Source organism: Actinomyces slackii, assembly GCF_900637295.1.
GTDB classification, from domain to species: domain Bacteria; phylum Actinomycetota; class Actinomycetes; order Actinomycetales; family Actinomycetaceae; genus Actinomyces; species Actinomyces slackii.
This window is the reverse complement of the sequence record NZ_LR134363.1, coordinates 1,695,027-1,708,965: the sequence shown is the minus strand read 5'-3', so window position 1 is coordinate 1,708,965 and position 13,939 is coordinate 1,695,027. Positions and strand designations below refer to the sequence as shown.

Below are 13,939 nucleotides of genomic sequence, written 5' to 3'. Positions count from 1 at the left end.
CCCAGCGGAACGGCGCACCGTGCGGCTGCGCTCTGATCCCAGGCATTCGGCCTCAATGGCGCGGCTCGGGGGCGCTGCCTGACGGGGAGGGGCTCCGATGTGGAGTGCACCTCAGGCCGCCGGATCGCGGAGGCCGAGGCTCAGAGCCGGGCGATCTCCGATGCGATGTCATCGGCCGTGGGGCCGACGACGACCTGGACCACGCGGCCCGAGCGCACCACGCCGAAGGCCCCGGCGGCGCGCAGCGCCTCCTCATCGACCTTCTCCTGATCCGCGACCTCCACGCGCAGGCGCGTGATGCACGGCTCCAGGTCAGTGATGTTGTCCTGCCCGCCGAGTCCCTCGACGATCTTGGCCGCAGTGCTCATGAATCCTCCTTGTGATCAGGTCCCTGTCCGCGCCCCTCCACGATGACGGGGGACGACGGGGCCTGTGGGACGCTCGGGGTCTATCGTGCTCGGCCTCACTTTATCCCAGGATGAAGCGGCCCGGGGCTCTGCCACGCACGTCCCCAGATGGCGTCACCTCATTCTTCCCCTGGCGGAATGGCCCCCTAGATGCCGCAGGCAGGGCACAATGAGGAACGATTCCATATCGCCTCCGACGAGGAGCACCGCATGAGCTCGTCCACCATCCCCACCACACTCGCAGGCATTGGCGTGAGCCCCGGTCTGGTTGCCGGACCGGTCGCTCGGATGGCCCCTCCCATCCCAGAGCCGGAGATCGCCACCCTGGCCTCGGACGTCGACCTCGACCAGGAGTGTCAGCGCATCGCCGACGCCGCCCAGCGGGTCAAGAAGGGCCTGGAACTCTCCGCAGCCGAGGCCAAGGCAGAGGCGCGCACTCTTCTGGAGACCACCGCGCAGATGGCGGCTGACCCCACCCTGACCTCCTCGGCCCAGGCCATGGTGCGCGAGCGCCGCCTGGTCCCGGCGCGGGCCGTGTGGGAGGCGGCCGGCACGCTGGCCTCCATGCTGGAGTCCCTGGGCGGCTACATGGCCGAGCGCACCCGTGACGTCGCCGATGTCCGCGACCGCATCGTGGCGGTCCTGACCGACTCCCCCATGCCCGGCATCCCCACCCTCCCCGAGCCCTTCGTCCTCGTGGCCGCGGACCTGGCCCCGGCTGACACCGCCCTGCTGGATCCCGAGAAGGTCGTCGCCTTCATCACCTCCGAGGGCGGGCCCACCTCTCACACCGCGATCCTGGCCCGCGCCCTGGGCATGCCCGCCATCGTGGGCACGGGCGAGGAGGTCACCGACGCCCTGTCCGACGGCGACATCGTCCTGGTCGACGGCACCAAGGGCGCCATCACCCTCAACCCCTCCGAGGACGCCCTGCGCCGCGCCAAGGAGTTGGCCTCGCGCGTGCGGGTCTTCAACGGCGACGGCGCCACCAAGGACGGGCGGGAGGTCCAGCTGCTGGCCAACGTCGGCGACGCCGCCGGCGCCCGCACCGCCGCCGAGGCGGGCGCCATGGGCGTTGGCCTGTTCCGCACCGAGTTCTGCTTCCTCGACCAGCCCGATGAGCCCACCATCGAGGCCCAGGTGGAGGCCTACACCGGCGTGCTGGAGGCCTTCCCCGGCAAGAAGGTCGTGGTGCGCACCCTGGATGCCGGAGCGGACAAGCCCCTGCCCTTCCTCACCGACGCCACCGAGGCCAACCCCGCCCTGGGCGTGCGCGCCTATCGCACCACCCGCCGTGACCCGGATGTCCTGGACCACCAGCTCGAGGCGCTGGCCAAGGCGGAGGCCGCGACGCAGGCCAAGGTGTGGGTCATGGCCCCCATGATCTCCACCGCCGAGGAGGCCAAGGCCTTCACCGAGCAGGCGCGCTCCTACGGCCTTGCCACCGCCGGCATGATGATCGAGGTGCCCTCGGCCGCCCTCATGGCCGACAAGCTCTTCGAGCACGCCGAGTTCGCCTCGGTGGGCACCAACGACCTGACCCAGTACGTCATGGCCGCTGACCGCCTCCTGTCCTCACTGGCGGACCTGTCCACCGCATGGCAGCCGGCGGTGCTGCGCCTCATCCAGCAGGCCTGCCAGGGCGCGGAGCCCAAGGGCCGCCCGGTGGGCGTGTGCGGTGAGGCCGCCGCCGACCCGGCCCTGGCCACGGTCCTCGTGGGGCTGGGGGTCGCCTCCCTGTCCATGACCGCCCGTGCCCTGCCGGATGTCGACGCGGTGCTGAAGTCGGTGACCTTCGAGGAGTGCCAGGAGCTGGCCCGCATCGCCGTCGACTCCCCGACCGCCGAGGACGCCCGCGAGGCCGTGCGCTCCAAGCTGCCGATCCTGGAGGAGCTGGGCCTGTGACAAGGCCCTATCCCCTCCCCAGTGTTGACGAGGAGCCCCTGGGCTCGGTCGCCCGAGTGCTGGGCCTCGCCGCTGGGGAGGGGGAGGACTCCTTCATCGGCAGCAGCCTGCCCCAGCTCTCCGGGAGGGTCTACGGAGGCCAGGTGGTGGCCCAGGGACTGCTGGCCGCCGCGGCCACCGTCCCCGATGATGGGGACGGCGAGCGGCTGCCGCACTCGGTGCACGCCTACTTCATGCGGGGAGGGCGCCTGGAGGAGCCGATCGACTTCGCCGTTGAGCGCCTTCACGACGGCCGGTCCTTCTCCCAGAGGCGCACCACCGCCTCCCAAGGAGGCACTGCGATCCTGGCCATGATCTCCTCCTTCCAGGAGGAGCAGGACGGCGCCCAGGCGCAGTTGGAGGCTCCTGCCGTGCCCGGTCCTGAGGAGTTGACCAGCGCACTGGAGATCTTCAGGACGATCGACCACCCCGTGGCCAGGTTCCTGGGCCGCACGGCGGCCTTCGACATCAAGCACGTTGAGGGCAACATCTACCTGCGGCCGGGGCCGGAGCGGGTGGGGATCCAGCACCTGTGGATGCGGGCGCGCGGGCGCCTGCCGGAGGACACGCCGCAGACCGTGCATCGCGCCCTGCTGACCTATGTCTGCGACCAGGTCATGCTCGAGCCGGTTCTGCGCAGCCAGGGACTGAGCTGGCGCAGCAAGGGCCTGAGCCTGGCCACACTGGACCACGGCCAGTGGTTCCATCGCGATGTTGATGTCAACGACTGGCTGCTCTTCGTTCAGGACTCCCCCTCCTCTCAGGGGGGACGCGGCATGGCACGGGCCCAGGTCTTCGACTCCTCGGGTCGCCTGGTGAGCACCATCGCCCAGGAGGGGATGGTGCGCATGCCCGGGGCGCAGTCCCAGGGCTCGGGGCGCTGGGGCATTCGTGTGGATGGGGAGGACGATCCGACGTCCTAGACGTCGATCCTCCTGATGACGTGCACGCGCCAGGAGCTCCAAATCCCGACCGGCATGGCTGCCCGGCCCGGCAACGATGAATGGTGCCTGTGGTTGACGATCTACCAGGATCGTCAACCACAGGCACCATTCATGGATCGGCTCGGCTTCATTCGCCTCAGTCGCGCGTGAGCTTCCGGTAGGTGACTCGGTGGGGGCGGGCGGCCTCGGGGCCGAGGCGCTCGACCTTGTTGTCCTCGTAGGAGGCGAAGTTGCCCTCGAACCAGTACCAGTTCGCCGGGTTGTCCTCATTGCCCTCCCAAGCCAGGATGTGCGTGGCCACGCGGTCCAGGAACCAGCGGTCGTGGGTGATGACCACGGCGCAGCCCGGGAACTCCAGCAGGGCGTTCTCCAGGGAGGACAGGGTCTCGACGTCCAGGTCGTTGGTGGGCTCGTCCAGGAGGATGAGGTTGCCTCCCTGCTTGAGAGTCAGGGCCAGGTTGAGCCGGTTGCGCTCACCGCCGGAGAGCACGCCCGCGGGCTTCTGCTGGTCAGCACCCTTGAAGCCGAAGGAGGCCACATAGGCGCGCGAGGGCATCTCCACATTGCCGACCTTGATGTAGTCCAGGCCATCGGAGACGACCTCCCAGAGGGTCTTCTTCGGGTCGATCCCGGCGCGGGACTGGTCAACATAGGACAGCTTGACCGTCTGGCCGATCTTCAGCTCGCCGCCGTCGAGGGGCTCGAGCCCCACAATGGTCTTGAACAGGGTGGTCTTGCCGACCCCGTTGGGGCCCACGACGCCGACGATCCCATTGCGCGGCAGCGTGAAGGACAGGCCGTCGATGAGGGTGCGCCCCTCGAAGCCCTTGTTGAGATCGGTGGCCTCCAGGACCTGGTTGCCCAGGCGCGGGCCCGGCGGGATCTGGATCTCCTCGAAGTCGAGCTTGCGGGTGCGCTCGGCCTCGGCGGCCATCTCCTCGTAGCGGGCCAGACGGGCCTTGGACTTGGCCTGACGCCCCTTGGCCGAGGAGCGCACCCACTCCAGCTCCTCCTTGAGGCGCTTGGCCAGCTTGGCGTCCTTCTTGCCCTGGACCTCCAGTCGCTTCTCCTTGGTCTCCAGGTAGGTGGAGTAGTTGCCCTCATAGGGGTAGAGGTGGCCTCGATCGACCTCGGCGATCCACTGGGCCACGTGGTCCAGGAAGTAGCGGTCGTGGGTCACGGCGATGACGGCGCCCTTGTAGGCGGCCAGGTGCTGCTCCAGCCACAGGACCGACTCGGCGTCGAGGTGGTTGGTGGGCTCATCGAGCAGGAGGAGGTCGGGGGCCTCCAGGAGCAGCTTGCACAGGGCCACGCGGCGGCGCTCACCACCGGAGAGGTTCTTGACCGGCGCATCCGGGGGCGGGCAGCGCAGCGCATCCATGGCCTGCTCCAGCTGGGAGTCGAGGTCCCAGGCGTTCGCGGCGTCCAGGGCGTCCTGCAGCGTGCCCATCTCCGCCATGAGGGCGTCGAAATCGGCATCCGGGTCCGCCATGAGGGCGCTGATCTCGTTGAAGCGGTCGAGCTTGCCCTTGATCTCGGCCACGCCCTCCTCAACGTTGCCCAGGACGGTCTTGTCCTCGTTGAGCGGCGGCTCCTGCAGGAGGATGCCCACGGAGAACCCTGGGGTCAGGCGGGCCTCGCCGTTGGAGGGCTGGTCGATGCCGGCCATGATCTTGAGGATGGAGGACTTGCCGGCGCCGTTGGGGCCGACCATGCCGATCTTGGCACCGGGGAAGAATGCCATGGTGACGTCATCGAGAATGACCTTGTCCCCGTGCGCCTTGCGCGCCTTGATCATCTGGTAGATGTACTCAGCCACAGGTCTGTACGCCTTTCGTCAGGGTGCGGGCTGGACGTGACTGCGCGCCGCCCCGCGACTGGACGCCGGGTCGTGATGCGCGCACTGCACCCAAGCCTACGACCCCACCGCCCCCGGGGCGACGACACCTCCCCATGAGACCGGGCACGCCGGACCAAGCTCACGACGGTTAGGAGACACCATGGCCAACTGAGGTGGGTGGTGATTCCGGTTCTGATGTAGCCCTTGTCGGCGATGCAGTCGCTGGGCTGACCTCCTCCAGGATCCCAGAGGTGGTGATGACCCTGGAGTCGTGGATGGACCCCGGCATGGGGTGCCAGGCCCAGATCAGGCGCCCGCCGGAGGCCATCACCTGGAGGTTAATGCCGGTGCGCTTGCGCTTGCCCGACTACAGGTCGTGCTGGTCCTTCCAGGACCAGCACGATAGGAGGGTGCCATCGATGATGTAGGCATCCGTGAGGGGATCTGCTCGGCGGTGGCCAGCAGGGGTCCCAGGGGCCTGGCGATGATCCGGGTGATTACCGTGATCGCTCGCGAGATCGTGGGCTGGGACACGCCCAGGACATCGACGATCCCGGTCTGGGAGGTATTGGTGCCAGGTACATCGATGTGGTCCGCACCGCTGTCAAGGGGCTGAGGATTCTTGATGCCAGGGCGATCTTGTCATCGCCCACGATCAGTTCCACCAATGCGCTCATCTGGGCCCCGCTCAGGCCTGTGATAGCCTTGATCATGACGGCTCGTTCCTGAAAGGTTTTATGTTGCAACTTGATTCTCTCAGACCAACGAGCCGTCACCCAGTCAACACGCCGAACCCCTCATCCCCTAAATAACCTTCCGATATAACATATCCTGAAAAATATTCAGCACCCCAAAAGGAGAAAACGTCATGAAGCATGCTATTTTGCGAGTACGCAACTGGTGCCTTGACCATCCCTGGCCTTGGCTGCGAAACTGCTGGGAATGGCTGACCACGCGCTCATTGTTCACAACCATCGGGCTGTGGATCGCTCTGATGCTTTGGGTCTATGGCCAGAATTAAACAAGATCGTGTGCTGGCGTGATGTTTGGGAGGTGTTCGAAGTCGTAGTCGAAGGTGCGGGTGTTGATGTAGCCCATGAATGCGGTGTAGGTCTCCTCGGGGGTGTCTCTCTGGATGTTCGCGATTGTGCCTTTGGCGGTGTTCCAGACGTGCTCGACCGGATTGTGGTCGGGTGCGTAGGGCGGCAGGTAGATGAGCTTGAGGCTCTCGAGCCGGCCTCCGGGCTGAAGCTGCTCTCTTAGCGCTTTGGCGTGGTGGAACCCGGCATTGTCGAGAACCACGGCGATCTTGTCGTTATCGGTCTCGCGCACCAGGCGAGTCAGGCAGGAGAGGATCTTCTCGGTGTTCTGGTTGCCCTCGATGGGGTAGACCTTGACCTTCTTGGATCTCAGGGACAGTGCGCCGAAGAAGGAGCAGGCGTTGCGGGTGCGGTCCACGTAGATCTTCGTTCGTTTACCCTGGGGCAACCACATGCGGCGGGTCTCAGCCTCGTGCTCCACGCGCACCTCATCGGCCGCGTACACCTCCCACCCGTCGCTCAGGAGGTCTGCGACCTCGTCTTGGATCTGGGCCATCCGCTTGGTGATGGCCTCCTCGTCGCGGCGCTTGTCAAAGGGGTCGGGCAGCTTGAAGCTCATGCCCGCAAAGTGCATGAGCAGCCGGTAGGAGGAGTCCGACTCGTACTCCACGTCGAATCTGGTCCTCACCACGTCAGCCAGGGCGGGAACATCCCAGAAGTCCGCCTTGATGCCGGACTGTGACGGTGGCCGGCTCAGAACCTCTTTGAGCTGCTCCTTCTGCTCGCGGGTGAGCTTGGCCGCATTCTGATTTCCCTTATGACCGGTGACCACCGAATGCAGACGGCTGACACGCCAAGACGCCAACCACTCCTTAACAGTCCTCACCGTGCGCCCCACCATCTCCGCAATGAAATCCAGGTCAACGCCGTGCGAGGCGTAGAGAATAGCCTCAGCTTTCAACCGGATGAGAATGAGGGAGTCACCTCGCTTCTTCCACCTGATAAGGACCTGCTGCTCCTCGTCTGTCACAACCACGTGCATGAAGAAATTCTACAACGAAAGGTGCCGTCATATCCAGCCCAGAAAGCCCCGGAATACGGTTTTGTTTAATTTCGGCCATATACGCTGCTTGGTTGGATCTGGAGCCCCAGACACTATTTCCTCGCGAACTGGACACTCGGCGCAGAAACATCCCCACTCGAACAGGTCAAGGTGACGCTCACGGCGCTGGGCGGCATCAGCGCTATCGGCTACCTGGTCATCAAGTTCCGGGAACGATCGTCGCTTGAACGAGGCGAAGCCGACGAAAAACTTTCGGCTGCGGTCGAGCAACTTGGCTCAGAATCACCTCAGGTGCGGATTGCCGGCGTACATGCTTTAACGAATGTAGCCGACACCTACGGCGGCAGTTACAATCAGCGCGTAGTCGACATCCTCTGCGGTTACCTCCGCACCGACCGTCTCCTCAAGGACAAGGATGGCAACACACGTTACGCCAATGACGAAGCCGGAGTCCCTGACCCCAACAAGCCCCTAAGCGCCGATGGAGCTGTCGAGTCCACTATCCTCAACGTCATAGCTGAGCATCTACGATCAAAGCAGAACGAAAATAAACACAAATTCCCCGTAACCACCCCTGGACCATGGAGCAATTGTCTCATAGACATTCATGGCGCAAAAATTACCGAAAATCTTAAGTTTCGCCGCACCTACTGGCACTCTCTCGACTCGACCAACACGACATTCGCTGAGGCAATAGACATTAGCGGCGCCGAATTCATGGGGGAATGCAACTTCAAGGGGACACGTTTCTATAGCGACCTAAATGCTCACGATGCAACCTTCAGGGGGATGTCTATTTTTGATTCTTGTCAATTTCAAGGAGAGACAAACTTCGCCAGAGCAGAATTTTGCGATTATGCCGGTTTTGCGGGTAGTAATTTCGACAGAGAGGTGTACTTCAATCGCAGTAAGTTCTACGCTAACTCTGTATTTATCTCGTCGTACTTCCACCAAGAGACTCAATTCGGTGAGTGCGAATTCACCGAAGAGACCGAATTCGAATCTGCCATGTTCTACGGTGCAGCCCTATTTGCGCGCTCATCATTCCAAGGCAAGGCGTTTTTCTATCGCACCCATTTTGCGAAAAGCTCGCATTTTGATGGAACAATTTTCACCCGAGACGCGAGGTTCACCGAATCAGTGTTCACCGGTGAATGTGTTTTCAGGGACGCCACATTCTACCGCCATGCATTTTTTGGAAATGTTAAATTTCTGCATGACTGCAGTTTCGATAACGTCACTTTCGCCCGTTCATGTCGCTTCGATTCGAGCACTTTTATGGGAGTAACTCGATTTGATGGTAGCATTTTTTATGGCGACACTAGCTTCGAAGAAATCGGCGCACCGGAATCTCCGACATTCTTCAATGCAACCTTCAGCGAGAAACGATTCAGTCAATCCACATTTCCTCCAGGGACACCTCTGTGCAATGGGCTGCCGCCAGGGGCGATCAAAAACAATTCTGACAAGTGATTTAGTCTATCTCAGCTCTTCGTGTTCTTGGTGTCAAGCGGTGAAGGGCGGTGTCATAGGGTCTAGCAACGATTCTGGTCAGAGGGGTGGGAGGTTGTGTGAAGCGTCCTGGGTTTCGCTCCATGGTCAGGATGCAACGGGTGTTGGGTCCTGCTGGTGAGTGTACTGAAGCGCCCTGGGTTTCGTTCCGGGCTACTTCCTCAAGGAGGATCGGAACATGCCCCAGAAGTACACCCCGGAGTTCAAGGCCCGGGCCCTGCAGCTCATCGAGGAGACAATCCAGTCCGAGCAGTGCTCGGGCTGGGCGGCCTGCACCGCGGTGGGCCAGGCCCTGGGCGGGATTTCGCCCCACACTCTGCGCAACTGGTGGAAGCAGCGCAGCATAGATCGCGGTCAGGCCCCTGGGCCGGCTACTGAGGAGTCAGTAGGGAGCTGCGCCGGTTGCGCAGGGAGAACCTCGAGCTGCGCCGCGCCAACGAGATCCTGCGGAAGGCTTCGGCGTTTTTCGCAGCGGAGCTCGACCGCCCCACGACGAAATGATCCGGTTCATCGACGAGCATCGTGATCAGTTCGGGGTCGAGGCCATCTGCCGCACCCTGCGTGCGACAGAGTGTGGGTTCATCACCTCCCGCGGCTACCGGGCCGCGAAGTCCCGTCCGGCCTCGACCGGCCCTGCGCGATGAGGCCTTGTTGCCCAAGATCAAGCGGATCCATGCGCAGAACTACTCGGTCTACGGGGTGCGGAAGATGCACCAGGCGATGCTCCGCGCTGGCTGGCAGATCGGTCGTGACCAAACAGCTCGGCTCATGCGCGTCGCCGGGCTGCAGGGGGTGCGTCGTGGTCGCAAGCCGGTCACTACCCGCCCAGCCGGTGACCCCGATACTCGCCCTGACCTGGTCCAGCGGCAGTTCACCCCAGAGCGTCCTCATCAGCTGTGGGTCGCTGACATCACCTATGTCAGGACGCTGTCGGGGTTCTGCTACACCGCGTTCATCACCGATGCCTGCTGCTCCCGGCGTATCGTGGGGTGGGCGGTCTCAGGGTCCCTGCACACTGCCGGGCTGCCGCTGCTGGCCCTGGAGCATGCTCTGGCCTCCACCGGCGCCGCCGCAAGCCGACAGGGCCTGGTTCATCACAGCGACCGCGGGGCTCAGTACGTCTCTCTGGCCTACTCGGATGCGCTGGTCACCGCCGGTGACCGCCTCGCCAGGCTTCCGTGGGCGACTCTTACGACAACGCCTTGGCCGAGACAGTCAACGGGCTCTACAAGACCGAGCTCATCGGCTCCCAGCGCCTCTGGGAGTCCACCCAGGCCGTCGAGCTGGCCACCATGGGCTGGGTCCACTGGTGGAACACACGGCCCGGTTGCATGAGGCGCTTTGCTACACCACCCCGGCCGAAGTCGAAGCCCAGTACACTCACCAGCAGGACCCAGCGCCCGTTGCGTCCTGACCACGGAACGAAACCCAGGGCGCTTCACTCCCGGAATCTCAACGAGAACAGGACCCCCGAAAACCAACCCAGGTGTCATGAGTCAGGCCCGAGGGCGTTTTCCGCCCCCACACACGCGACGGCAGGTCCGTATCCGTCCAACTCCCCGCTGACCGAGTTGCCAGCGAGCACTCTGGTGACGATCACCACTTCGGGAACGAGCACTGCCGCATGGACGGCCGCGCCGCGTCTGGCGAGGCGGTATCGAGGCCCAGGAGATGCCACCACACTGCTGGTTGCGATGGCTCAACCGCTGACACTCGAGACCTCCCCGGCAGACATCTGGGAAAAAAACCCAAGGATTCCGAGCACCGCAAAGATGATACCGATGAGGAAAGCAGCCTGCGCCACGCCGCCGTTCGTCGCACGACCCTGCTCGGCCGCCTGCTTGCCCTGGTACCCCATGATGGCGCCGGCAATCGCCGTGGGGAAGCAGCAGATCCCGAAGATCGCCAGACCCAACGCCCAGTTATTGAAAGTGTTCTTCTCGGTCGCGTTGCGGCCAAAACCTCCATAGGGACGCACTCCCCCAGGACTACGCCCGTTCGGGTGGGGCTTAAAGTTATATGACGCGGCACTTGCTCGAGCACGGGCACGAACGAAGGCGACCGCATGGTGATTCACCGCACACATTCGCCCATCGAGGTCATAGGTAAACAGGAGGACACCAGTCATATTCGCATATTCGATCGCGTTGCGAGTGTAGGTGCTGGAGGTAAAGAAAAAAATCTGTCGCCGCATACCCGCGATCGCAGCCCCCACAAGCTGCTGAACCTCTGGTCGACCAACGGGTTTGGAATTCAAATAAAACTTAACTTGGGCGACTGCCTGCGAACTGACAACATCCAAGCCACCATCCGCTCCATCTTTAGTTAACGCTGCGTCAATATAACCCCACCCTCGCATCCATCGGAGCGCATTAAATTCAGCCTCCTGCCATGTTGTAATTATTCTGTGATAAAATGGGGGCATCGCCATGAAGTTACTTTACGCGAAGACTCCGCATACTTCAAACCTGCGACGAGACTCATCTGGACTACTTACGAAAATGCTCTCATATCTCAAGTAGCGGTGTGGAGTACAGGAAGAGATCTCATACGAACCCTGCTTCTTACGCCCCCAGGAGCGCCAGGGGGACGACGGCCACCCCGTCGGGTCGCCGGTAGGCGGTGGTTCCGGCGGTCACCACCACCAGGTCGACGACGCGATCCGGCATCTGCTCGCGCAGCCACAGCACATGGCGGACATCAGCGTCGGAGACGGCCGCGGCGAGTTTGGCCTCGATCGCCAGGATCTGCCCCTCAACTCCCTGAACGATCAGATCAATCTCATGGTTGCCATTGCCAGTCCGGAGGTGGCTGACCGTGGCCTCGGCTGCCTGCGCCGCGACTCGGACGCCGAGCGCGACCAGGGACTCGAACAGAGGGCCCATCATGTGCGCGCCGGCAGGACCGAGCAACGCCCGGTCAGACAGGTCGAGAACGCGCGCGGCCAGCGCAGGATCCGCCAGGTGATGCTTGGGCGCCTGCTGGAGGCGACGAATCTGGTTGTTCGCGGGCACCCAGCCCGGCACGGGGTCGAGCAGCCACAACCTGGTCAGGTGGTCCCGGTAGGCGATCGTCGTCGACTTTGCCGGCTGCGATCCGTCGCCTGCGGTCGTCGCATCCAGGAGACGTGAGTAGGCGGTCGTGGTTGACGTGGCAGCTGCGTATGCCGCAAGCCAGCGGCGCAGCACCTCGGGGCGCCGGACGGTGAAGCCCTGGTCGGGAAGGTCTCTGTCAATGATCCGTTGCAGGAAAGCGTCAAGCATTCCCCTCTGGAGGCGAGGCGGAGCAGACATGATGCCAGGCATGCCACTGGAGGTGATGGCCCGGGCGTAGTCCACCACGGTGAACGTGGTATCCCCCCTGATCTCACCCTGAGTCCCGGCGAGCAGATCGGCGATGGAGACCGTGGGCACGGCGGCGCCGCGCTCATGCAAGGCCATGGGCCTCATCCGCAGGGAGAGGATCCTGCCCGCCCCGCTGTGCGTCCCGCCAGCGCTGGCCGGCGTCGCTGAGCCAGTGAGGAGGAATCGTCCCGGTGCTGCTCCACGATCGACGTCGCGCCGGACGGAGTCCCACACCTGCGGAAGGAGCTGCCACTCATCGATGAGAAGAGTGCCGGTGGGCGCCGATGTCAGATCGAAGTCCGCCTCGATGATGCTCCGCTGCGCGGGATTGTCGAGGTACCAGGCGGTGTCGGACCGACGCAGAGCGGTCTCTGTCTTGCCGACGCCCTTGAGCCCATCAATGGCGATGGCGGACGTCAGGGGAAGCAACTCGTCGAGCTCGCGATCAAGGGTTCTGACCAGGTACGCCATCTACCTACACTACCTCCAACATGACTTCTACCCTACCTCTAACCTGGTCTCTACGCTACCGTTAGCACGGTTTCTACACTACCTTTAGCACACCACTCCAGTGACGCCGCTGCGGAGGCGGCATCGGATACCGGAAGGTCGCAGCCAGGCTCGCAGCGCAGATTGGGCCGTGACCCCCATGGGGATCACGGCCCATGCCGATGCGGACAGCGACGGCGTGCGGCCCCGTCCCGCCGGCTCAGTCCTCGCCCTGCTCCTGCTGCTTACGCCACCGGATTCCGGCGTCGATGAAGCCGTCGATATCGCCGTCGAACACCGAGTCGGGGTTGCCGACCTCGTGGTTGGTGCGCAGGTCCTTGACCATCTGGTAGGGGTTGAGGACGTAGGAGCGCATCTGGTCCCCCCACGAGGCCTTGATGTCCCCGGCCAGTTCCTTCTTCTTGGCGTCCTCCTCCTGCTGCTTGAGCAGGAGCAGGCGGGACTGGAGCACGCGCATGGCCGCGGCCCGGTTCTGGATCTGGGACTTCTCGTCCTGCATGGAGACCACCAGGCCCGTGGGCAGGTGGGTGATGCGCACGGCGGAGTCCGTGGTGTTGACGGACTGGCCGCCGGGCCCCGAGGAGCGGAAGACGTCGATGCGGATATCGGTCTCGGGGACCTCGATGTGGTCGGTGGACTCGATGAGCGGGATGACCTCGACGGCGGCGAAGGAGGTCTGGCGCCTTCCCTGGTTGTCGAAGGGGCTGATGCGCACCAGGCGGTGCGTGCCGCCCTCCACGGACAGGGTCCCGTAGGCGTAGGGGGCGTGGACCTCGAAGGTCACCGACTTCAGTCCCGCCTCCTCGGCGTAGGAGGTGTTGAGGACCTTGACGGCGTAGTCGTGGCGCTCGGCCCACCGGGTGTACATGCGCAGCAGCATCTCGGCGAAGTCGGCGGCGTCCACTCCCCCGGCGCCCGAGCGGATGGTGACCACGGCGTCGCGCTGGTCGTACTCGCCGGACAGCAGGGTTCGGATCTCCAGGTCGGCCAGGTCCTTGCCGATCACCGTCAGGTCCGACTCCGCCTCGGCCAGGATCTCGGCGGCGTCCTCGCCCTCCTCCTCGGCGGCCAGCTCGACCATGGCCTCCAGGTCCTCGATGCGCCCGGCCAGGGACTCGACTCGTTTGAGGTCGGCCTGGGCATGGGACAGGGCGGAGGTGACCGCCTGGGCGGCGTCGGGGTCATCCCACAGGTCCGGCGCTGAGGCCTGCTCGGAGAGTTCGGCGATGCGCGCACGCAGCGCCTCAGGGTCCGTCACCGCCGCGATGGAGGCGTAGGTGTGTCGAAGTCGTTCAATCTGCGCGGGAAAGTCAGTGGCCACGCCTGGAGTCTACG

The 13,939-nt window shown here is 64.0% G+C and carries 10 protein-coding genes and 1 other annotated feature; of the genes, 4 read left to right on the top strand and 6 right to left on the bottom strand.

The annotated features are described in order from the left end of the window. Window positions 1-140: 140 nt before the first annotated feature. Window positions 141-368, bottom strand: coding sequence for a glucose PTS transporter subunit EIIB (locus tag EL266_RS07050; RefSeq protein ID WP_026427138.1), 228 nt, complete (start codon window positions 366-368; stop codon window positions 141-143). 249 nt (window positions 369-617) lie between these two features. On the opposite strand from EL266_RS07050, the gene ptsP reads away from it, so the two are divergent. Beyond that, window positions 618-2,312 carry a phosphoenolpyruvate--protein phosphotransferase gene (ptsP, locus tag EL266_RS07045; RefSeq protein WP_026427137.1) on the top strand — a complete coding sequence of 565 codons (1,695 nt, stop codon included), beginning with the start codon at window positions 618-620 and terminating at the stop codon, window positions 2,310-2,312. Further along, window positions 2,309-3,274, top strand: a complete 966-nt coding sequence (locus EL266_RS07040) for an acyl-CoA thioesterase (protein ID WP_026427136.1) — start codon at window positions 2,309-2,311, stop codon at window positions 3,272-3,274. Before ptsP ends, EL266_RS07040 begins: the two co-directional genes overlap by 4 nt. A gap of 157 nt (window positions 3,275-3,431) precedes the next feature. Here EL266_RS07040 and ettA read toward each other — a convergent pair whose 3' ends face one another. Then, window positions 3,432-5,114 carry an energy-dependent translational throttle protein EttA gene (gene ettA, locus EL266_RS07035; protein WP_026427135.1) on the bottom strand — a complete coding sequence of 561 codons (1,683 nt, stop codon included), beginning with the start codon at window positions 5,112-5,114 and terminating at the stop codon, window positions 3,432-3,434. 1,038 nt (window positions 5,115-6,152) lie between these two features. Next, complete coding sequence (locus EL266_RS07030; protein ID WP_126412021.1) at window positions 6,153-7,217, bottom strand: IS630 family transposase; 1,065 nt, start codon at window positions 7,215-7,217, stop codon at window positions 6,153-6,155. A gap of 171 nt (window positions 7,218-7,388) precedes the next feature. Here EL266_RS07030 and EL266_RS07025 point away from each other — a divergent pair, with 171 nt between their 5' ends. Together EL266_RS07025 and EL266_RS07020 are read left to right on the top strand one after the other, a co-directional pair. Further along, on the top strand, window positions 7,389-8,711 hold the full coding sequence (locus tag EL266_RS07025; protein WP_126412255.1) for a pentapeptide repeat-containing protein: 1,323 nt from the start codon (window positions 7,389-7,391) through the stop codon (window positions 8,709-8,711). A 497-nt stretch (window positions 8,712-9,208) separates the two neighbouring features. Next, window positions 9,209-9,310 (top strand) — a sequence feature (AL1L pseudoknot). Beyond that, window positions 9,273-10,085 carry an IS3 family transposase gene (locus EL266_RS07020; protein ID WP_408608458.1) on the top strand — a complete coding sequence of 271 codons (813 nt, stop codon included), beginning with the start codon at window positions 9,273-9,275 and terminating at the stop codon, window positions 10,083-10,085. (Overlaps the previous feature by 38 nt.) Before the next feature lie 364 nt (window positions 10,086-10,449). On the opposite strand, the gene EL266_RS07015 is transcribed toward EL266_RS07020, so the two are convergent. The 3 genes from EL266_RS07015 to prfB all read right to left on the bottom strand — a co-directional run bounded on the left by EL266_RS07015 (window position 10,450) and on the right by prfB (window position 13,925). Then, window positions 10,450-11,181: a restriction endonuclease gene (locus EL266_RS07015; protein ID WP_084500899.1), complete on the bottom strand. Its 732-nt coding sequence runs from the start codon at window positions 11,179-11,181 to the stop codon at window positions 10,450-10,452. A 133-nt stretch (window positions 11,182-11,314) separates the two neighbouring features. Then, window positions 11,315-12,565 carry an ATP-binding protein gene (locus EL266_RS07010; protein WP_026427327.1) on the bottom strand — a complete coding sequence of 417 codons (1,251 nt, stop codon included), beginning with the start codon at window positions 12,563-12,565 and terminating at the stop codon, window positions 11,315-11,317. Between the two features lie 238 nt (window positions 12,566-12,803). Further along, window positions 12,804-13,925 (bottom strand): peptide chain release factor 2, encoded by a 1,122-nt coding sequence (prfB, locus tag EL266_RS07005; RefSeq protein WP_026427326.1) that lies wholly within the window; start codon window positions 13,923-13,925, stop codon window positions 12,804-12,806. Window positions 13,926-13,939 lie beyond the last annotated feature (14 nt).

Coding starts and splice junctions, on each gene's coding strand:
- EL266_RS07050 (WP_026427138.1), bottom strand. CDS start 368: ATGAGCACTGCGGCCAAGATCGTCGAGGGACTCGGCGGGCAGGACAAC.
- ptsP (WP_026427137.1), top strand. CDS start 618: ATGAGCTCGTCCACCATCCCCACCACACTCGCAGGCATTGGCGTGAGC.
- EL266_RS07030 (WP_126412021.1), bottom strand. CDS start 7,217: ATGCACGTGGTTGTGACAGACGAGGAGCAGCAGGTCCTTATCAGGTGG.
- EL266_RS07015 (WP_084500899.1), bottom strand. CDS start 11,181: ATGGCGATGCCCCCATTTTATCACAGAATAATTACAACATGGCAGGAG.
- EL266_RS07010 (WP_026427327.1), bottom strand. CDS start 12,565: ATGGCGTACCTGGTCAGAACCCTTGATCGCGAGCTCGACGAGTTGCTT.